Source organism: Salmonella sp. 741265073_HBA, from assembly GCF_046569105.1.
In the GTDB taxonomy this organism is placed as follows: domain Bacteria; phylum Pseudomonadota; class Gammaproteobacteria; order Enterobacterales; family Enterobacteriaceae; genus Salmonella; species Salmonella enterica.
The window spans coordinates 1-18,467 of record NZ_JBKFRY010000013.1 but is presented as its reverse complement, the minus strand read 5'-3'; the positions used below and the strand labels follow the sequence as shown (position 1 = coordinate 18,467).

At 54.0% G+C, this 18,467-nt stretch carries 17 protein-coding genes, 1 pseudogene and 1 riboswitch; of the genes and pseudogenes, 8 read left to right on the top strand and 10 right to left on the bottom strand.

Annotated elements, in window-relative coordinates:
* Positions 1–3 precede the first annotated feature (3 nt).
* Positions 4–1,749 (bottom strand): DNA primase, encoded by a 1,746-nt coding sequence (gene dnaG / locus ACLD3P_RS16830; RefSeq protein ID WP_131046555.1) that lies wholly within the window; start codon positions 1,747–1,749, stop codon positions 4–6.
* Between the two features lie 235 nt (positions 1,750–1,984).
* On the bottom strand, positions 1,985–2,200 hold the full coding sequence (gene rpsU / locus ACLD3P_RS16825) for a 30S ribosomal protein S21 (RefSeq protein WP_001144069.1): 216 nt from the start codon (positions 2,198–2,200) through the stop codon (positions 1,985–1,987).
* Positions 2,201–2,427: 227 nt separating this feature from the next.
* Between rpsU and tsaD the strand changes: the two genes are divergently transcribed.
* Complete coding sequence (gene tsaD, locus ACLD3P_RS16820; RefSeq protein ID WP_001264389.1) at positions 2,428–3,441, top strand: tRNA (adenosine(37)-N6)-threonylcarbamoyltransferase complex transferase subunit TsaD; 1,014 nt, start codon at positions 2,428–2,430, stop codon at positions 3,439–3,441.
* A gap of 123 nt (positions 3,442–3,564) precedes the next feature.
* Here the strand turns inward: tsaD and ACLD3P_RS16815 are convergent.
* A pseudogene (locus ACLD3P_RS16815) lies at positions 3,565–3,627 on the bottom strand (hypothetical protein); the annotation flags it as partial.
* 38 nt (positions 3,628–3,665) lie between these two features.
* Positions 3,666–4,283, bottom strand: coding sequence for a glycerol-3-phosphate 1-O-acyltransferase PlsY (gene plsY, locus ACLD3P_RS16810; RefSeq protein WP_001272785.1), 618 nt, complete (start codon positions 4,281–4,283; stop codon positions 3,666–3,668).
* Positions 4,284–4,389: 106 nt separating this feature from the next.
* Between plsY and folB the strand changes: the two genes are divergently transcribed.
* Positions 4,390–4,749 (top strand): bifunctional dihydroneopterin aldolase/7,8-dihydroneopterin epimerase, encoded by a 360-nt coding sequence (gene folB / locus ACLD3P_RS16805; protein WP_000355776.1) that lies wholly within the window; start codon positions 4,390–4,392, stop codon positions 4,747–4,749.
* Positions 4,750–4,846: 97 nt separating this feature from the next.
* Positions 4,847–5,668, top strand: coding sequence for an undecaprenyl-diphosphate phosphatase (bacA, locus tag ACLD3P_RS16800; protein ID WP_001281933.1), 822 nt, complete (start codon positions 4,847–4,849; stop codon positions 5,666–5,668).
* 104 nt (positions 5,669–5,772) lie between these two features.
* Here the strand turns inward: bacA and ACLD3P_RS16795 are convergent, their stop codons facing one another.
* Together ACLD3P_RS16795 and ACLD3P_RS16790 are read right to left on the bottom strand one after the other, a co-directional pair.
* Entirely contained in the window at positions 5,773–7,014 is a 1,242-nt protein-coding gene (locus ACLD3P_RS16795) for a multifunctional CCA addition/repair protein (RefSeq protein ID WP_023206363.1), read from the bottom strand.
* Between the two features lie 62 nt (positions 7,015–7,076).
* Positions 7,077–7,691 (bottom strand): TIGR04211 family SH3 domain-containing protein, encoded by a 615-nt coding sequence (locus ACLD3P_RS16790; RefSeq protein ID WP_001125344.1) that lies wholly within the window; start codon positions 7,689–7,691, stop codon positions 7,077–7,079.
* A 241-nt stretch (positions 7,692–7,932) separates the two neighbouring features.
* On the opposite strand from ACLD3P_RS16790, the gene ACLD3P_RS16785 reads away from it, so the two are divergent.
* The 3 genes from ACLD3P_RS16785 to hldE all read left to right on the top strand — a co-directional run bounded on the left by ACLD3P_RS16785 (position 7,933) and on the right by hldE (position 13,676).
* Positions 7,933–9,234, top strand: coding sequence for an inorganic triphosphatase (locus tag ACLD3P_RS16785; protein ID WP_411006608.1), 1,302 nt, complete (start codon positions 7,933–7,935; stop codon positions 9,232–9,234).
* A 117-nt stretch (positions 9,235–9,351) separates the two neighbouring features.
* Entirely contained in the window at positions 9,352–12,195 is a 2,844-nt protein-coding gene (gene glnE / locus ACLD3P_RS16780) for a bifunctional [glutamate--ammonia ligase]-adenylyl-L-tyrosine phosphorylase/[glutamate--ammonia-ligase] adenylyltransferase (protein ID WP_411006716.1), read from the top strand.
* A 47-nt stretch (positions 12,196–12,242) separates the two neighbouring features.
* Complete coding sequence (hldE, locus tag ACLD3P_RS16775) at positions 12,243–13,676, top strand: bifunctional D-glycero-beta-D-manno-heptose-7-phosphate kinase/D-glycero-beta-D-manno-heptose 1-phosphate adenylyltransferase HldE (protein ID WP_000867682.1); 1,434 nt, start codon at positions 12,243–12,245, stop codon at positions 13,674–13,676.
* A gap of 159 nt (positions 13,677–13,835) precedes the next feature.
* On the opposite strand, the gene ACLD3P_RS16770 is transcribed toward hldE, so the two are convergent.
* From ACLD3P_RS16770 to ACLD3P_RS16760, 3 genes are all read right to left on the bottom strand, one after another.
* Positions 13,836–13,895: a type I toxin-antitoxin system Ibs family toxin gene (locus ACLD3P_RS16770; protein WP_001804776.1), complete on the bottom strand. Its 60-nt coding sequence runs from the start codon at positions 13,893–13,895 to the stop codon at positions 13,836–13,838.
* 206 nt (positions 13,896–14,101) lie between these two features.
* A complete protein-coding gene (locus tag ACLD3P_RS16765) occupies positions 14,102–15,781 on the bottom strand; it encodes a flotillin family protein (protein WP_411006606.1) in 1,680 nt (559 codons plus the stop codon).
* A gap of 18 nt (positions 15,782–15,799) precedes the next feature.
* Positions 15,800–16,420 (bottom strand): OB-fold-containig protein, encoded by a 621-nt coding sequence (locus ACLD3P_RS16760; protein ID WP_076935679.1) that lies wholly within the window; start codon positions 16,418–16,420, stop codon positions 15,800–15,802.
* A 257-nt stretch (positions 16,421–16,677) separates the two neighbouring features.
* Between ACLD3P_RS16760 and glgS the strand changes: the two genes are divergently transcribed.
* Positions 16,678–16,887 (top strand): cell surface composition regulator GlgS, encoded by a 210-nt coding sequence (gene glgS / locus ACLD3P_RS16755; protein WP_000928927.1) that lies wholly within the window; start codon positions 16,678–16,680, stop codon positions 16,885–16,887.
* 73 nt (positions 16,888–16,960) lie between these two features.
* Here the strand turns inward: glgS and ubiK are convergent, their stop codons facing one another.
* Positions 16,961–17,257, bottom strand: a complete 297-nt coding sequence (gene ubiK / locus ACLD3P_RS16750) for a ubiquinone biosynthesis accessory factor UbiK (RefSeq protein ID WP_000566824.1) — start codon at positions 17,255–17,257, stop codon at positions 16,961–16,963.
* 132 nt (positions 17,258–17,389) lie between these two features.
* Positions 17,390–17,588: riboswitch (FMN riboswitch) on the top strand.
* 105 nt (positions 17,589–17,693) lie between these two features.
* On the opposite strand from ubiK, the gene ribB reads away from it, so the two are divergent.
* Complete coding sequence (ribB, locus tag ACLD3P_RS16745; RefSeq protein WP_001076978.1) at positions 17,694–18,347, top strand: 3,4-dihydroxy-2-butanone-4-phosphate synthase; 654 nt, start codon at positions 17,694–17,696, stop codon at positions 18,345–18,347.
* The last annotated feature ends 120 nt before the right edge of the window (positions 18,348–18,467 follow it).

Here is an 18,467-nt window from a genome sequence, read left to right as displayed (position 1 = left end):
AATTCATTTTCTGGCCAGCTCCTGGTTTAACGTCCAGAGCTCTCGGCGTTCTTCGCTGCTTAAACCGTGAGTGCGATCGCGAGCGATCAGCTCTTCTTGTCGCAGTTGCAGCAGCGAATCAAACATATGGTTGAGTGAGTCGGTAAAGGTCTTTTCGGCAATCGCCTTATCTGCTATATCGTCCCACATCGATAATTTTTCAAGGGTCGCAGCATCATTTGTGCCACGGTAGAGTTCCAGAAGTTGTCCGGTAGTAAGACCTGGCTGAGCCAAACAAGTTTTGACCAATTCTTTAAATAAGCCAAGTCCAGGCAGCTTATTCTCATCCAGCGCGTCTAAGGGCGGCACTAACGGCGCGAGATCCGGATTTTGCACCAGTAATCCTATCAGTATACGCATGGTCGTGCGTTTTATCTGCGGAGCCGGGCGGGAAACGCCGCTTTCCGCCTGTTTTGGCACTAAACGATCAAGCTGACTATCATCGAAAATGCCTAACTTCAGCCCCAACGTCTGGCGCAGCTGAATACGGTGCGCGTCGCCAGGCACCTGATTAATGAGCGGCAGCGCCAGCGCGGCTAACTGCGTGCTGCCATCCGGCGAGCTTAAATCCACCTGCGGCAGGAGGCTATTAAACAGAAACGTAGAGAGCGGCTGCGCCTGCTCCATCCGCGCTTCAAAAGCCGCCTTGCCTTCTTTACGCACCAGCGTATCCGGGTCTTCGCCGTCAGGTAAAAACATAAAGCGTACCTGCCGACCGTCGGTCATATAAGGCATTGCTGTTTCCAGCGCTCTCCAGGCGGCATCACGGCCAGCCCGGTCGCCGTCGTAACAGCAAATTACGTTGTTCGTCGCCCGGAATAACATATGCATATGGTCTGCCGTGGTTGAGGTACCCAGCGAGGCGACCGCATAGTTAATGTCGTATTGCGCTAGTGCGACGACATCCATATAACCTTCGACCACAAGCAAGCGTTGCGGTTCAGCACTATATTGCTGAGCCTCATAAAGACCATATAGCTGGCGGCCTTTATGGAAAATGTCCGTTTCCGGAGAGTTAAGGTATTTCGGCGTGTCGTTCCCCAGAACTCGGCCGCCAAAACCAATCACCCTGCCGCGTTTGTCCCGAATAGGGAACATGACCCGATTACGGAAACGATCGTAAGTGCTGCCCTGCTCGTTATTGACCAGCATTCCGGCATCCAGCAACAATGCCTTGTTATCGCTGTTATTACCGAAGCGCTTTAACGCGTTATCCCAACCAGGCGGCGCGAAGCCAATGGCGAAACGCTGAATAATTTCAGCGCTCAGACCGCGCTTTTGCAGATAGTCACGCGCAGGTTTTGCCGCAGGATGGGTAAGCGACTGCTGATAAAAGTCATTCAGACCATTCATCAACTGATAGAGGTTTTGCCGTTGATGGCGCTCTATCTGGCTAAGCCCGGTGCCTGCTTCATAGGGAATTTCCAGGTTATGCATGGCCGCTAATTCTTCGACGGTTTCGACAAATTCGAGCTTGTCGTAATTCATCAAAAAGTCGATCGCATTGCCATGCGCGCCGCATCCAAAGCAGTGATAAAACTGTTTTTCACCGTTTACGGTGAAAGAAGGGGTTTTCTCATTATGGAATGGACAACACGCGTGATAGTTCTTGCCCTGTTTCTTGAGTTTTACGCGCACGTCGATCAGATCGACGATATCGGTTCTCGCCAGCAGGTCATTAATGAATACGCGTGGGATTCGTCCAGCCATATGCCCCTTTTATACACGTCATTCTTCAGGCTGCCGCAGTGTTGACTGCGTTCGCTCACCCCTGTCGCTGACTTGCGTAAGCGCCGGGGACTTGCTCTCTTGCCGCCTGGACGCAGCATGAATGATTTTGTGTATATGCTAATGCATAAACGAAAACAAGCCGCGCATTCCTTTCGGAAGCACGGCCTTACAACTACAACTCGATCTGAATTGAGAGCAGCCCGCTCTCAAAAGATTAGTACAGACGAGTACGGCGTGCGTTTTCGCGAGCCAGTTTCTTCGCGTGACGTTTCACTGCAGAAGCTTTAGCGCGCTTACGTTCGGTCGTCGGTTTTTCATAGAACTCACGACGACGAACTTCCGCCAGAACACCTGCTTTTTCGCAGGAACGCTTGAAGCGACGCAGAGCTACGTCGAACGGCTCGTTTTCACGTACTTTAATTACCGGCATGTGCCTCTCACCTTTGATTAATTCGGTTTGCCGCTGGCATCAACGCCAGCTTATTTCAAAATGGTGCGGAATTTTACTGCAATTGCTGCTGCTTTGTAAAGCACCGCGGCCTTTTTTGAAAGGGACTTTTATAAGGTGAGGGAGTATACACGAAGTCGGGACTGAGGGTATACATCCACCCGCATTCGACCTACACTGCGCGGTATTAGAGCGAGGTAAAACAAGTCATGCGTGTACTGGGTATTGAAACATCCTGCGATGAAACCGGCATCGCTATTTACGACGACAAAAAAGGTCTGTTAGCCAACCAATTGTATAGTCAGGTGAAATTACATGCTGACTACGGCGGCGTAGTGCCTGAACTGGCTTCCCGCGATCATGTGCGTAAAACCGTGCCGCTGATTCAGGCGGCATTAAAAGAAGCCGGTCTGACGGCGAGCGATATCGACGCGGTGGCCTATACCGCAGGCCCGGGCCTGGTCGGCGCGCTGCTGGTCGGCGCAACCGTCGGGCGTTCGCTGGCATTTGCCTGGAATGTGCCGGCCATTCCTGTACACCATATGGAAGGTCATCTGCTGGCGCCGATGCTGGAAGATAACCCTCCGGATTTCCCGTTTGTGGCGCTACTGGTCTCCGGCGGGCATACGCAGCTCATTAGCGTGACCGGAATCGGTCAGTACGAACTGCTGGGAGAGTCGATTGACGATGCCGCCGGTGAAGCGTTTGATAAAACCGCCAAATTGTTGGGGCTGGATTATCCTGGCGGCCCGATGCTGTCGAAAATGGCGTCGCAGGGGACGGCGGGACGTTTTGTCTTTCCGCGCCCGATGACCGATCGCCCGGGGCTGGATTTTAGTTTTTCCGGTCTGAAAACCTTTGCCGCTAACACCATTCGTAGTAATGGCGACGACGAACAAACTCGCGCTGATATCGCGCGCGCTTTTGAAGATGCGGTCGTGGATACGCTGATGATCAAGTGCAAGCGCGCGCTGGAAAGCACCGGTTTTAAGCGTCTGGTCATGGCGGGCGGCGTCAGCGCTAACCGCACGCTGCGCGCGAAGCTTGCCGAAATGATGCAAAAACGCCGCGGCGAAGTGTTCTATGCGCGTCCGGAGTTTTGTACTGACAACGGGGCGATGATCGCTTATGCCGGAATGGTGCGGTTTAAGGCGGGCGTTACGGCGGATCTTGGCGTAACGGTACGTCCGCGCTGGCCGCTGGCCGAGCTGCCGGCGGCGTAAAAGCGGAAAAAAGGGGGCGACATCATGCCGCCCCAACGGGTTTACAGTAAAACGACGGGCATCCACAACAGCCCGGTGACGATCAGCAGCACCAGGAAGATCAGGCCGAAAATCGCGCCTAACCACGCCAATGGTGGAAGGGTGACGCGCGGCGGATTCGATATGTACGCCTATCACCGAGCTATTTATCCGGCGATGCGCAGGCACGGCATAGCGCAAAAAAACTACTCCGAATCTTTCTGGCGTTTCTTTTTCAGCTTCGTCCAGATTTTCGTTTCCTGGCGACGCCACAGACGCTGGATGTTGTCATGATGGCGCAGCAAAATGAGACATGACAGCATCGACACCGGGAAGGTGAACTGCGGTTTAAACCACCAGACGTAAAACGGCGCAATCAAGGCGCTGACAATCGCCCCTAACGATGAATAACCGCTTAACAGGACCGTCAGCAGCCAGGTGCCAGCCATAACGCCGGTTAAATCCCAGCCGATGGGCGCAATGGCGCCAAATGCGGTTGCTACGCCTTTCCCACCTTTAAAGCCAAAAAAGACCGGCCAGATATGCCCCAGACAGGCGGCGATAGCGATAAGCCCCAGCCAGAAAGGGGTAACTCCTAACGCATACGCGCCCCAGACGGGCAACATGCCTTTAAGGATGTCAAAAATAAGTACCGCGACAGCCGCTCCCTTGCCACCGATTCGTAATACGTTCGTCGCGCCCGGGTTGCCGGAGCCGCTTTCACGCGGATCGGGCAGCCCGGCGATGCGGCAAACCAGAATGGCACTGGAAATTGAGCCGCAGAGGTACGCGAAGAGGATCATTCCAGGCGCGATTGCACTCATAAGCTGTTCCGTATTGAAAGTGTCGTTTTATTTACTATTTCTGTGGATAATACGCACATTTCGCCGGAAGTGGTATCCGGGTTAGCCAAAAAGCAGGCGGGTCGTGATGGATATTGTATTTATAGAGCAACTTTCGGTAATCACCACTATCGGTGTTTACGACTGGGAACAGACTATCGAGCAAAAACTGGTGTTCGATATCGAAATGGCGTGGGATAACCGTAAGTCGGCGAAAAGCGATGATGTCGCAGATTGTCTAAGTTACGCGGATATCGCCGACACGGTGATAAATCATGTCGAAGGCGGTCGTTTTGCTCTGGTCGAGCGCGTGGCGGAAGAGGTGGCGGATCTGCTGCTTAGCCGATTTAATTCTCCGTGGGTTCGCATCAAACTGAGCAAGCCTGGCGCCGTCGCGCGCGCGGCGAACGTAGGGGTAATTATTGAGCGTGGCAATAATCTGAAATAAAAATAAATAATTTTATATTTTTTAAACCAAACGGTTATATATGGGGTCTTAACGCGAGATCCATTTTTGCAGTGTTCTTCATTTTAGGGGTTTATTGATGAGCGATATGCACTCGCTGCTGATAGCGGCAATTTTGGGTGTGGTCGAAGGATTGACGGAGTTTTTGCCGGTATCCAGCACGGGCCATATGATTATTGTGGGTCATCTGCTGGGGTTTGAAGGCGATACGGCCAAGACATTCGAAGTGGTGATTCAACTTGGATCTATTCTGGCGGTCGTGGTGATGTTCTGGCGGCGGTTGTTTGGTCTCATCGGTATTCACTTTGGCCGCCCGCTACAGCGTGAAGGTGAAAGTAAAGGTCGATTAACGTTGATTCACATCCTGCTGGGCATGATTCCGGCGGTGGTGCTGGGGTTAGTCTTTCATGACACGATCAAGTCGCTATTTAACCCAATTAACGTGATGTACGCGCTGGTGGTAGGCGGTCTGTTGCTGATTGCCGCCGAGTGCCTGAAGCCGAAAGAACCGCGCGCGCCGGGGCTGGATGATATGACGTATCGTCAGGCGTTTATGATTGGCTGTTTCCAGTGTCTGGCGCTGTGGCCGGGCTTCTCGCGTTCCGGAGCGACCATTTCCGGTGGGATGCTGATGGGCGTCAGCCGTTACGCCGCCTCTGAGTTCTCGTTCTTACTGGCTGTGCCGATGATGATGGGCGCAACGGTTCTGGATCTCTACAAAAGTTGGTCATTCCTGACCGCAGCGGATATTCCGATGTTCGCAGTGGGCTTTGTGACGGCGTTTGTGGTGGCGCTGATCGCCATCAAGACCTTCCTGCAACTGATTAAGCGTATCTCGTTTATTCCGTTTGCGATTTACCGCTTTGTGGTGGCGGCTGCCGTTTACGTTGTCTTCTTCTGATGATTGACCGTGCCGGATGGCGGCGTACCGCCTTGTCCGGCCTAACTGTTTTGTCGGTCTGATAAGCGCAGCGCCATCAGGCAATTTATCGTGCCGGATGGCGTTTAGCTGGCGGGGTTCGGGCAGCGCTTCTCTTTCCAGTTGGCGACCGCTGCAATTCGTCGCTTCGTCAGCTCCTCGCGAATCTCAATGCCCTTAAATCCGGCCTCCACCACCTCTTTCGTCGGTACCGCCTGCGCCACCTGCCAGGCTTCGCGCAGCCAGCGCCCCTGCGGGTAATCCGACGCTTCAAATCCGGTACGTCCACGGACATCGGCTTCGCTGGTCAGCGCAATCTGCTCGACGCGCTGCGGTTTACGCCATGCATCAATGGCGTCAAACAGCTTAACGATCGTTTTCGGCTGGAGTATCGGAAAGGTGTGGATCAGATCGTGGTATTCGGCGACCAGTTTAGCTAAATCACGCAGGTCATTGGGGACGCGTAAACGCTGGCATAACTGTTCGACCAGTTTCACGCCCGCCGGGCCGTGACCATGATGGCGCGGCCAGAGGTTTTTCGGCGTTAAGCCTTTGCCCAGATCATGACAAAGCGTGGCGAAACGGACATCAAGCTGCGGACTGAGCATGGCGGCCATCGACAGCGTCATCAGCGTATGAACTCCGGTATCAATTTCCGGATGCCACTTTGCCGGCGCGGGTACGCCAAACAGGGCGTCGATTTCCGGAAACAGGACGCGCAGGGCGCCGCAGTCGCGCAATACCTGGAAGTAAACCTGCGGATTGCGGGTGGTAAGCGCATTTTCCGTCTCTTTCCATACCCGTTCCGGCGTCAGATGTTCCAGCTCGCCTGCCGCGGTCATGTCGCGCATTAGCGCCAGTGTTTCATCGGCGATACGGAAACTCAGATGAGCGTAACGGGCGGCAAAACGCGCCACGCGCAATACGCGCAAGGGATCTTCGCCAAACGCGGGAGAGACATGGCGCAGTAGACGCGCCTCCAGATCCCGGCGCCCGTGGTAAGGGTCGATAATCTGGCCGTCATCGTCGCGCGCCAGAGCATTAATGGTCAGATCGCGACGCTGGAGATCGGCTTCCAGGGTAACGTCCGGCGCGGCATAGCAGGTGAAGCCCGTGTAGCCGGAGCCGGATTTACGCTCAGTACGCGCCAGCGCGTATTCTTCGTGAGTTTGCGGATGGAGAAACACAGGAAAATCACGGCCTACCTGCTGGTAGCCCGCATCAAGCATCTCCTGCGGCGTGGCGCCGACAACGACCCAATCTTTATCTTTAACCGGTAGCCCTAACAACGCATCCCGAACCGCACCACCGACCAGATAAATCTTCACGCCACTTTCCTTTTAAAAACGAGCATCCTCTAATGATAAGACAGTGCCGCAGAGAAGGCGATTTAGTTCATCCAGCGGTCTTTGCGTTTACGGCTTGGGATCATATGCGGCAGCACCAGCCCTAACAGCAAGCCAATACCCAATACGCCGCCGCCATACATAAACCACTGCATAATAATGGTGCGCTGTTTGTCATCCAGCTGCAGATTCGCGGCGCTAACTTTTTTCTGCGCGACAATCAGCTCGTTTTTCAGCTTCTGGTTCTCTTCTTTTAGCCCGTTGATGACGCTGTCGCTTTGCGCCACTTTCTGCTGCATATCGGCGGTGCGCTGATTCCACGTGGTATCAATATTGTTGAGTTTATCGGTCAACGTTTTGACCTGATTTTCCAGATCCGGCACGCGGGTACGCAGGCTTGGTGTGGTATTCAGTTCTTTTAACGGTATCCAGGCAGTACGACCAGAACTGTCTTTAATTTGACCATAGTTGGCATCGCTCTGTAAGAGCGTGACTTCCTCGCCGGCGTTGACGGTACCCACAAGGCGATAATTATCTCCCGGACCGCTGCGGACCCAGGTATTCAGTTCATCAGAAACGTAACGCGTCTCTTCAGCATGAGAGACGGCGGTGGCGCTAAGCGCAAGTAAAGTTAGTCCAATCAGGCGTAATTTTGGCATCAGGCTGTCGTTATTGTCAGAGAAAGTGGAACGATAGTAACGGCATCAGTGTCGCTACGCAAAGTAGTCGACATCAATCGGAATCATCTGTGTCGCCTTTGCCGCTACGTCAAACTTTTACGCCCGTCAAATTGCTCGTTGCATGGCAATTTGGCGCAAAATACTATCTACTGACAAAAATAATGCGGGTAAGTTCGCCAAGAATCTTCCCAGATGTGACATAACCCATAAGTACAAGGCCATGGCTCAGGAAATCGAATTAAAGTTTATAGTCAATCACGACGCCGTAGATGCGCTGCGAAATCATCTTCATACGCTCGGCGGCGAGCATCATGCGCCCAGTCAGTTACTGAATATCTACTTCGAAACGCCTGATAACTGGCTACGCCGCCATGATATGGGGCTGCGTATTCGTGGTGAAAATGGGCGCTATGAAATGACCATGAAAATTGCCGGCCAGGTAACGGGCGGGCTGCACCAGCGACCCGAATACAATGTCGCGCTAAGCGAACCTGTGCTGGATCTGACGCAACTTCCGGCGGAGGTCTGGCCGGATGGCAACCTGCCCGCCGGCCTGGCATCAAGCGTACAGCCGCTGTTCAGTACCGATTTTTACCGGGAAAAATGGTGTCTGGACGTTGACGGCAGCAGGATTGAAATTGCGCTCGATCTCGGCGACGTAAAAGCGGGCGAGTTTGCCGAACCGATTTGTGAGCTGGAGCTTGAGTTGCTTCGCGGCGATACGCGCGCTGTGTTAAAACTGGCGAAGCAACTGCTGTCGCAAACCGGTTTGCGTCAGGGCAGTCTGAGTAAGGCGGCGCGAGGTTATCACCTGGCGCAGGGGAATGCGCCGCGAGAGAATACACCAACGGCAATTCTGCGGACCGCCGCGAAAGCCACGGTAGAGCAAGGGCTGGAGGCCTCGCTGGATCTGGCGTTGTCACAGTGGCAGTACCATGAAGAGCTCTGGCTGCGCGGCGACGAGACGGCGAAAGAACACGTGCTGGATGCTATGGGGTTGGTGCGCCATGCCTTAATGCTCTTTGGTGGCATTGTTCCGCGTAAAGCGAGCACTCACTTACGTGATCTACTTACCCAGGCGGAAGCGACGATGACATCCGCAGTGTCCGCCGTCACAGCCGTTTATAGTACGCAAACGGCGATGGCGAAACTGGCATTGACGGAATGGCTGGTGACGAAAGCCTGGCAGCCATTTCTGGACGCGAAGGCGCAGGCCAAAATGGCCGATTCTTTTAAGCGTTTCGCCGACATTCATCTTTCTCGTCATGCTGCTGAATTAAAGAAGGTTTTTGGGCAACCGCTGGGTGATAAGTATCGCGACCAGTTGCCGCGTTTGACTCGCGATATCGACAGCGTTTTACTGCTGGCCGGGTATTATGATGCGATGATCGCGCAGGCATGGCTGGAGAACTGGCAGGGATTGCGTCACGCCATTCTTACCGGGCAACGTATTGAAATTGAACATTTCCGTAATGAGGCCATTAACCAGCAGCCGTTCTGGTTGCACAGCGGAAAACGATAATCAGAACCGTAGAAAGCGCCTGATGACGCTGCGCTTATCAGGCTTACGGTATGCGGACTTGTAGGCCGGATCAGGCGAAACGCCGCCATCCGGCATTATTTAAAGGATATCCCCTAAATGACGCCGCTCTCTTCACCCTTATCGCAGTACTGGCAGACCGTTGTTGAGCGCCTACCAGAAGGATTTACTGAGACATCGCTTAGCGCGCAGGCAAAGTCAGTACTTACATTTAGCGATTTTGCGCTGGATAGCGTGATAGCGCATCCGGAGTGGCTTGCCGAACTGGAATCCGCATCGCCGCAGGCTGATGAATGGCGACATTATGCTGGCTGGTTACAGGAGGCGTTGGCAGGTGTCTGTGACGACGCCTCGCTGATGCGTGAACTGAGGTTTTTTCGTCGTCGCATCATGGTACGCATCGCCTGGGCGCAGACGCTGTCGCTGGTGGACGATGAGACTATTTTACAACAGTTGAGCCATCTGGCGGAGACGCTCATCGTGGGGGCGCGTGATTGGCTGTATGCCGCCTGTTGCCGCGAGTGGGGAACCCCCTGTAACCCGCAGGGCGTTCCGCAGCCGCTGTTGATTTTAGGCATGGGCAAGCTGGGCGGCGGCGAACTGAATTTTTCTTCTGATATCGATCTGATTTTCGCCTGGCCGGAACATGGCGAGACCCGGGGCGGGCGTCGTGAACTCGATAACGCCCAGTTTTTTACGCGTCTCGGGCAGCGGCTGATCAAAGCGCTGGATCAGCCCACAATGGATGGTTTTGTCTATCGGGTGGACATGCGCCTGCGACCGTTTGGCGACAGCGGCCCGCTGGTACTGAGTTTTGCCGCGCTGGAGGACTACTATCAGGAACAAGGACGCGACTGGGAACGCTACGCCATGGTGAAAGCGCGGCTAATGGGCGATAACGACGACGCCTGGTCTCGTGAATTACGCGCCATGCTGCGGCCTTTCGTTTTCCGCCGCTATATCGATTTCAGCGTCATCCAGTCGCTACGTAATATGAAAGGGATGATCGCCCGCGAAGTGCGACGCCGCGGTTTGAAGGACAACATTAAACTTGGCGCGGGCGGTATTCGGGAAATTGAGTTTATCGTGCAGGTATTCCAGCTCATCCGCGGCGGACGCGAGCCGTCGCTACAGTCGCGTTCGTTACTGCCGACGCTGGATGCTATCGCTGCGCTGCATTTGCTGCCTGAGAATGACGTGGCGCAACTGCGCGTGGCCTATCTTTTTCTACGTCGTCTGGAGAATCTGCTGCAAAGCATCAATGACGAACAGACGCAAACGTTGCCTGCCGACGATCTGAATCGGGCGCGGCTGGCCTGGGGAATGAAGGCGGAGAACTGGCCGCAGCTTGTTGGCGAACTGACGGATCATATGGCTAATGTACGCCGCGTATTCAACGAATTAATTGGCGATGATGAAGCCGATACCCCGCAGGAGGAAGAACGTTCAGAGCCGTGGCGTGAAGTATGGCAGGATGCGCTACAGGAGGATGATTCGACGCCAGTGCTGGCGCATTTAGCCGATGAGGATCGGCGACAAGTTCTGACCCTCATCGCTGACTTCCGTAAGGAACTGGATAAACGCCCTATCGGCCCGCGCGGGCGGCAGGTGCTAGACCAACTGATGCCGCACCTGCTTGCTGATGTCTGTTCCCGCGAAGACGCCGCTGTTACGCTATCGCGGATAACGCCGTTGCTGGCGGGGATTGTCACTCGCACCACCTATCTGGAGCTGCTGAGCGAATTTCCCGGCGCGCTGAAACACCTGATTATGCTCTGCGCCGCTTCGCCAATGATAGCGAGCCAACTGGCGCGTTATCCGTTGTTGCTTGATGAACTGCTCGACCCCGGCACGCTTTATCAGCCGACGGCTACAGACGCTTATCGCGACGAATTACGCCAATATTTGCTGCGCGTGCCGGAAGAAGACGAAGAACAACAACTGGAGGCATTACGCCAGTTTAAACAGGCACAGCTTTTGCGGATTGCGGCGGCGGATATTGCCGGTACGCTGTCGGTGATGAAAGTGAGCGATCACCTCACATGGCTGGCGGAGGCGATGATTGATGCTGTGGTGCAGCAGGCGTGGACGCAAATGGTTGCGCGTTATGGTCAGCCAGCGCATCTGGACGAGCGCCAGGGGCGGGGGTTTGCGGTTGTCGGTTATGGCAAGTTGGGCGGATGGGAGCTGGGCTACAGTTCCGATCTGGATCTCATCTTCCTGCATGACTGTCCGATGGACGTCATGACCAACGGCGAACGCGAAATCGACGGGCGGCAGTTTTATCTGCGCCTGGCGCAGCGCATTATGCATCTGTTCAGTACGCGCACCTCCTCCGGCATTTTGTATGAGGTAGATGCGCGTCTACGCCCCTCTGGCGCGGCGGGAATGCTGGTGACTTCAGCGGACGCGTTTGCCGATTATCAGCAGCATGAAGCCTGGACCTGGGAACATCAGGCATTGGTACGCGCTCGCGTGGTATATGGCGACCCGCAGCTTACCTCACAGTTTGATACGGTGCGCCGCACTATCATGACGACGGCGCGCGACGGCAAGACATTGCAGACTGAAGTGCGTGAAATGCGCGAGAAAATGCGGGCGCATCTCGGCAATAAGCATCGCGATCGTTTTGATATTAAAGCTGATGAAGGCGGTATTACGGATATTGAGTTTATCGCGCAATATCTGGTACTGCGCTACGCTCATGAAAAACCTAAATTAACGCGCTGGTCTGATAACGTGCGCATCCTGGAGCTTCTGGCGCAAAACGGCATTATGGATGAACACGAAGCGCAGGCGCTGACGGTAGCCTACACCACACTGCGTGATGAACTGCACCACCTGGCGTTGCAGGAGCTTCCCGGTCATGTGGCGCAGACGTATTTTAGCAAAGAGCGCGCGCTGGTGCAGGCAAGCTGGCGGAAGTGGCTGGTAGCCGTTTGAATTATGCTATTATCGCGCGCAAATTTTGAATCTCTCAGGAGACAGGAATGAAAGTAAATCTGCCAGCGTTTGAACGTGCAGGCGTCATGGTTGTGGGTGATGTAATGCTGGATCGCTATTGGTATGGCCCCACTTGCCGTATTTCACCGGAAGCGCCGGTGCCCGTGGTTAAGGTAAATACCGTTGAGGAACGCCCGGGCGGCGCGGCGAACGTGGCGATGAACATTGCGTCTCTGGGAGCGAACGCCCGTCTGGTCGGCCTGACGGGTATTGATGACGCCGCGCGCGCGCTGAGCAAAACGTTGGCAGAGGTCAATGTGAAGTGCGACTTCGTTTCTGTGCCGACGCATCCGACGATTACCAAACTGCGTGTGCTATCACGTAATCAGCAGCTCATTCGTCTTGATTTTGAAGAAGGCTTTGAGGGCGTGGACCCACAGCCGTTGCATGAGCGTATCAACCAGGCGCTGGGATCGATCGGCGCGCTGGTATTGTCCGATTATGCCAAAGGCGCTCTGACCAGCGTGCAGACTATGATTTCCCTGGCGCGCCAGGCGGGCGTACCGGTGCTCATCGATCCGAAAGGAACGGATTTTGAACGTTACCGCGGCGCCACGCTGCTGACGCCAAACCTTTCTGAATTTGAGGCGGTCGCGGGGAAATGTAAAAGCGAAGACGAACTGGTTGAACGTGGCATGAAACTCATTGCCGATTACGACCTTTCCGCGCTGTTGGTCACGCGTTCCGAACAGGGAATGACGCTGCTGCAACCGAATAAAGCGCCGCTACATATGCCGACGCAGGCGCAGGAAGTTTATGATGTTACCGGTGCGGGCGATACGGTGATCGGCGTGCTGGCGGCGACGCTGGCGGCGGGAAATACCCTGGAAGAGGCGTGTTATTTCGCCAATGCGGCGGCGGGCGTAGTGGTAGGTAAACTCGGGACGTCAACGGTTTCCCCTATTGAGCTGGAAAACGCAGTGCGCGGACGCGCGGATACCGGCTTCGGCGTCATGACCGAAGAGGAGTTGAGACAGGCCGTCGCCAGCGCGCGTAAGCGTGGCGAGAAAGTGGTTATGACCAACGGCGTTTTCGATATTCTGCACGCGGGTCACGTCTCTTATCTGGCGAACGCGCGCAAACTGGGCGACCGCCTGATTGTTGCGGTCAATAGTGACGCCTCGACTAAACGTCTGAAAGGCGAAAGCCGTCCGGTTAATCCGCTCGAACAGCGTATGATCGTGCTGGGCGCGCTGGAGTCAGTCGACTGGGTTGTCTCTTTTGAAGAGGATACGCCGCAACGACTGATTGCCGGTATTCTGCCGGATCTGCTGGTAAAAGGCGGCGACTATAAGCCGGAAGAGATCGCGGGCAGCGAAGAGGTCTGGGCCAACGGCGGTGAAGTCATGGTGCTGAACTTCGAAGATGGTTGTTCCACGACCAATATCATCAAAAAGATCCAGACCGAGAGCGAGAAGTAAAACCGCGTCATCAGGCGTTACAGACGCTGCGGGCGCTGATTTTGAAGGCGCGTCGGACATTTTGTTTCGACGCGTATCTCGCGGTTGACGCTGCTTTTTTTTCGACCTAAAGTAAAGGAATAAGGGTGAGAGGGGATCTCTCCCCCCTCTGATTGGCTGTTAGTAAGCTGCGAAACTTATCAGTAACAGAACAATCAGTATGATGACCTGGTGCATCATAACCCTTTCCTTATTAAAGCCCCTTGCTGACATCGCGATTGTTGGTGAGTGGCCTGTCTGACGCAAGGGCTTTCTCCCGCCGATTTTGCGTTACTGGATCGCCCACGCAAAATGGCCTGCTGGTCATAACGTTTTGTACAGACAAGGTGGAAAAAAGATAAAAAAATCCCCGGTCTTATGACCAGGGACAGGAGATATGGCGGGGATTATTGCTCTTTTACCGTTGCTTCGCGATTAATCTCATCCGTTGCCGATGAAACCAACGGCGTGGTCAGCGCCTTTAGCGAGCCGCCAGCGATGCCAATCTCGTTTAACAGCGAATCGATCAGCGGCGCCTGGGTACGATAGGTGAGCGCGGCAGATAACGCTTGTTCCGCCAGGTTTCCCCCGTTAGCGCCGCCAGCGGCGACGTCGCCCGCCATCGCGCCGCGATTGAGGCCATCGACCTGAATAATCTTAATGCCGTCGATGGATTTCATCGGTTCAACAGACTTCTCAATAACAGCAGGCAACGATTGTAAGAGCGCTAGTTTAAATTTGAGGCTGGTTTGTTCGTCAGATAGTACGTTGATAGCGTCATTCAGCGCCCGCTGCGCTTCGGCTTCCGCCAGACCTTTTTTACGCGTTGCTTCCGCCAGTTCGATGATGGCGGCGGCTTGCAATTCTGCCGCTTCTTTCTCTGCTTTTGCCCGAACGGTCAGTTCGACCGCTTTGGTTTCCGCATCCTGCGCCGCGGCGATCAGAGCGACCTGCTTGGCGCGATCCGCTTCGGCGGTCTGGCGGGTAGTTTCTACGTTTTGCTGGGCGCGAACCGCATCGGCCAGCGCGTTGTTGGCGCGCGCTTCCGCTTGCGATTGCTGCTCGGATTTGGCGGCAATGGCGATAGATTTTGTCTGGTTGGCGATTTCTGTCACCTGTTGCTGTTCGATCTCTTTAATACGTACTTCACGCTCGGCCTCAACTTTCCTGGACCGTACTGCTTGCTCACGTTCGATCTCCGTCTCCTGGATCTGCCGCTCAGCAAGAATGCGCGTCTGTTCTGCTTCACGATGGCGCTCGGCCTCAAAAGCGGCAATTTTGGCGTTTTGTTCGGCGGTGCGGGTTTTAACCTGTTGCTCCTGCTCCAGAGTCATAAAGGCTTCTTGCTGCTCGATTTCCAGCTTGCGCTCAAGCGCGTCGCGGTTCTTTTCGCGCACCGCTACTTCCACATCCTGTTCCACTTCATTACGTTCACGACGGCGGCGTTCGGTTTCCTGCGTCAGTTTCGTCAGCCCTTCGGCATCAAAGGCGTTGTTTGGATTGAAATGCTCTTTGGACGTTTGGTTAAAGTTGGTTAATGAGACGCTTTCCAGCTCCAGGCCGTTTTTCGACAAATCTTCCGCAACGGTGTTTTGTACGCCCTGAACGAAGTTTTCACGCGTATCCTGTAGCTCATGCATCGTCATCTGGGCTGCGGTAGCGCGTAAGGCGTCAACGAATTTATCTTCAACCAGCATACGCAGATCTTCCGGCGACAGCGTTCGCTGGCCAAGCGTTTGTGCGGCGGTGGCAATACCTTCAACAGAGGGTTTTACACGCACGAAGAAAGCGACGACCACGTCAACGCGCATACGATCTTTGGTGATCAGGCTGTCGACGGTAGCACGGCTGACTTCAAGTTTTAGGGTATTCATATTGATCGGAATAATTTCGTGAAAGATTGGCATCACAATAGCGCCGCCGCTCATCACCACTTTTTGCCCGCCAAGCCCGGTACGGACAAACGCCTGTTCCGCAGATGCGCGGCGATAGAGGCGAGCAAAAATGATCCCGATAATTAGTAAGACGATAACCGCAACGATGGCGGTAAACATCCATGATGGCAATATGCCAAAAACATCATCCATTATGTAAGTTCCTCTCAATTAGACATAGAAGGTACGCTCAGCCAAATAACGCGTTGCGGAAAGTCGGTAGACAATCAGCACCTTGTCTCCTTTTTTAAATTCTTTTCCCTTTTCGGGTTCCAGCAGTAAATAGTGAATCTGGCCGAACTTATCGGTAAATTTTCCTTCGCAAGGTGTACCGGCGACGGCGGCGTGGCCGGTAATAATCGCCATGCCGCCGATAAATTCCTCTTCCCTGAGGGCGGAGCTTTCATCTCTGGGTAGCCAGGGCGCGAGGATTTTTCCGCTGTAATGCACGGCAAAGACCGACAGGACAATGCTCAACGGGACCAGCAGCAGATTGCTGAGCGGCGCTTGCCAGAGCATGATCCCGCCATGCTGGATGAGGATACCGAAGAGGCCGAAATAACCGGCCAATAGACAGAGGACGACCAGGGCGGGAACGCGTCCAATATTCAGATAATGAAGCGCCTGGCCCGCAGGGCCGGATGACAGGGCGTCATAATGATCGAGATGGGCGTCGAGCGCGCCTGAAAGAAAGTGGCCAAAAATCAGAGAAATCATCTCCAGCACGCCGATAAAGAAAACGAACGCGATGGCAAACAGATAGGGGCTGTTATACTCCGCAAATAAGGTCATATTTTCTATCCTTGTCGCCGCCTTCAGAAGGGTGTTCGCGTGATAATTTTCATGCTTGTTATTTTATTGCGTTACAATATCATGTGACCCATATCTCCTTAAGTCCGAAAAGCGATTTATCCGTCGTTATCTTTGGTGAATATTGTGATTTTGCGCATTAAATTTGCGCACGTTATGTATAAAACCGCCGTACATATAGGGAAATACTGAAATTAGAAAAAGCATATAGCCTTAACAGAATTCAATAACTGGAGGGTATGCTGATGAACAACAATAACGTCTATTCATTAAATAATTTCGATTTTCTGGCGCGCAGTTTTGCCAGAATGCAGGCGGAGGGGCGTCCTGTTGATATCCAGGCGGTAACCGGCAATATGGACGAGGAGCACCGCGACTGGTTTTGCAAGCGTTACGCGCTTTACTGCCAGCAGGCGACTCAGGCGAAAAGGTTAGAATTAGAACACTAATCCTCGCTCCCTTTACAGGTGCAGGGCATTATTCAGATCTTATATGAGCGGGCCGTCAGGCCCGTTCACGTTTTTACTCTTGTGGATCGACTGGCGGGATGGCGGGTGCAGGTTTTACTTCTTCAGGCTTGTCGCGAGCTTCCAGTTCGCTGAGGCGTTGCTCCAGCAGCGCCAGTTTTTCCCGGGTGCGCAGCAAGACCTGAGTCTGGACATCAAACTCTTCGCGGCTCACCAGATCGAGACGCGTCAGCTGAGATTGCAGCGTTTGACGGATTTTTTTCTCGATATCTTCCCCGAACTCGCGAATACCTTTCGGCATTGACTCATGAACCTGGCGTGCGATTTGCTCAATTTTTTTCGGGTCAATCATTGTGGTTTCCCTGAACTGGTAAGTGTTAGCTCTTATTGTAGTGCGATATGTGGACGCCATAAACCAGAATTGTGTGACGTCATACGGAGTAAAGGCGTTGATGAAGGTAATCAATAGCGTTATAGTTAACCCGCTTATTCTCAGGGCGGGGCGAAATTCCCCACCGGCGGTAAATCAGCGATGTTTAACGCATTTCTCATCACGGCGCGCCGTGACGGAACGCGGAGAGCAGGTTGAAAGCCCGCGAGCGCTTTTTGCCATAGCGAAAAGGTCAGCAGATCCGGTGTAATTCCGGGGCCGACGGTTAAAGTCCGGATGGGAGAGGGTAACGATCCAGTCGGGCATGGACCCGCTCACGTTATTTTTTTGCCGCTTGTCGGCACTCCTAAGACTGCCCTGATTCTGGTAACCATAATGTTAATGAGGTTTTTTTACCATGAATCAGACGCTACTTTCCTCTTTTGGTACGCCTTTTGAACGTGTTGAACTTGCACTGGATGCGCTGCGTGAAGGACGCGGTGTGATGGTGCTTGATGATGAAGATCGTGAAAACGAAGGCGATATGATTTTCCCCGCAGAGACGATGACCGTAGAACAGATGGCGTTAACCATTCGTCACGGTAGCGGTATTGTTTGCCTGTGTATTACTGAAGACCGTCGTAAGCAGCTCGACTTGCCAATGATGGTGGAAAACAACACCAGCGCCTACGGCACCGGTTTTACCGTGACCATTGAAGCCGCAGAAGGCGTGACCACCGGCGTTTCCGCCGCTGACCGTGTCACTACGGTGCGTGCGGCAATTAAGGATGGCGCAAAACCGTCCGATCTTAACCGTCCGGGGCACGTTTTCCCACTACGCGCTCAGGCGGGCGGCGTGCTGACGCGCGGCGGTCATACGGAGGCGACCATCGATCTGATGACGCTGGCCGGTTTTAAACCTGCAGGCGTACTGTGCGAGTTGACTAACGACGATGGGACGATGGCGCGCGCGCCGGAGTGTATCGCGTTTGCAGGCCAGCATAATATGGCGGTGGTCACGATTGAAGATCTGGTGGCTTACCGCCAGGCGCATGAGCGCAAAGCCAGCTGATCGAACGGATCATGGTTGAAAAAAGCCGATGAGATGTCATCGGCTTTTTTGTATTCCTTGACCCGTCCTGAATAGCGTTGACACGTTCCAGACTTAAATCCGGAGAACGTGATGATGACT

Bases quoted from the DNA above. Each gene is read 5' to 3' on its own strand.
- dnaG (WP_131046555.1), bottom strand. From the start codon at position 1,749: ATGGCTGGACGAATCCCACGCGTATTCATTAATGACCTGCTGGCGAGA.
- rpsU (WP_001144069.1), bottom strand. From the start codon at position 2,200: ATGCCGGTAATTAAAGTACGTGAAAACGAGCCGTTCGACGTAGCTCTG.
- tsaD (WP_001264389.1), top strand. From the start codon at position 2,428: ATGCGTGTACTGGGTATTGAAACATCCTGCGATGAAACCGGCATCGCT.
- plsY (WP_001272785.1), bottom strand. From the start codon at position 4,283: ATGAGTGCAATCGCGCCTGGAATGATCCTCTTCGCGTACCTCTGCGGC.
- folB (WP_000355776.1), top strand. From the start codon at position 4,390: ATGGATATTGTATTTATAGAGCAACTTTCGGTAATCACCACTATCGGT.
- bacA (WP_001281933.1), top strand. From the start codon at position 4,847: ATGAGCGATATGCACTCGCTGCTGATAGCGGCAATTTTGGGTGTGGTC.
- ACLD3P_RS16790 (WP_001125344.1), bottom strand. From the start codon at position 7,691: ATGCCAAAATTACGCCTGATTGGACTAACTTTACTTGCGCTTAGCGCC.
- ACLD3P_RS16785 (WP_411006608.1), top strand. From the start codon at position 7,933: ATGGCTCAGGAAATCGAATTAAAGTTTATAGTCAATCACGACGCCGTA.
- glnE (WP_411006716.1), top strand. From the start codon at position 9,352: ATGACGCCGCTCTCTTCACCCTTATCGCAGTACTGGCAGACCGTTGTT.
- hldE (WP_000867682.1), top strand. From the start codon at position 12,243: ATGAAAGTAAATCTGCCAGCGTTTGAACGTGCAGGCGTCATGGTTGTG.
- ACLD3P_RS16765 (WP_411006606.1), bottom strand. From the start codon at position 15,781: ATGGATGATGTTTTTGGCATATTGCCATCATGGATGTTTACCGCCATC.
- ACLD3P_RS16760 (WP_076935679.1), bottom strand. From the start codon at position 16,420: ATGACCTTATTTGCGGAGTATAACAGCCCCTATCTGTTTGCCATCGCG.
- glgS (WP_000928927.1), top strand. From the start codon at position 16,678: ATGCTGATGAACAACAATAACGTCTATTCATTAAATAATTTCGATTTT.
- ubiK (WP_000566824.1), bottom strand. From the start codon at position 17,257: ATGATTGACCCGAAAAAAATTGAGCAAATCGCACGCCAGGTTCATGAG.
- ribB (WP_001076978.1), top strand. From the start codon at position 17,694: ATGAATCAGACGCTACTTTCCTCTTTTGGTACGCCTTTTGAACGTGTT.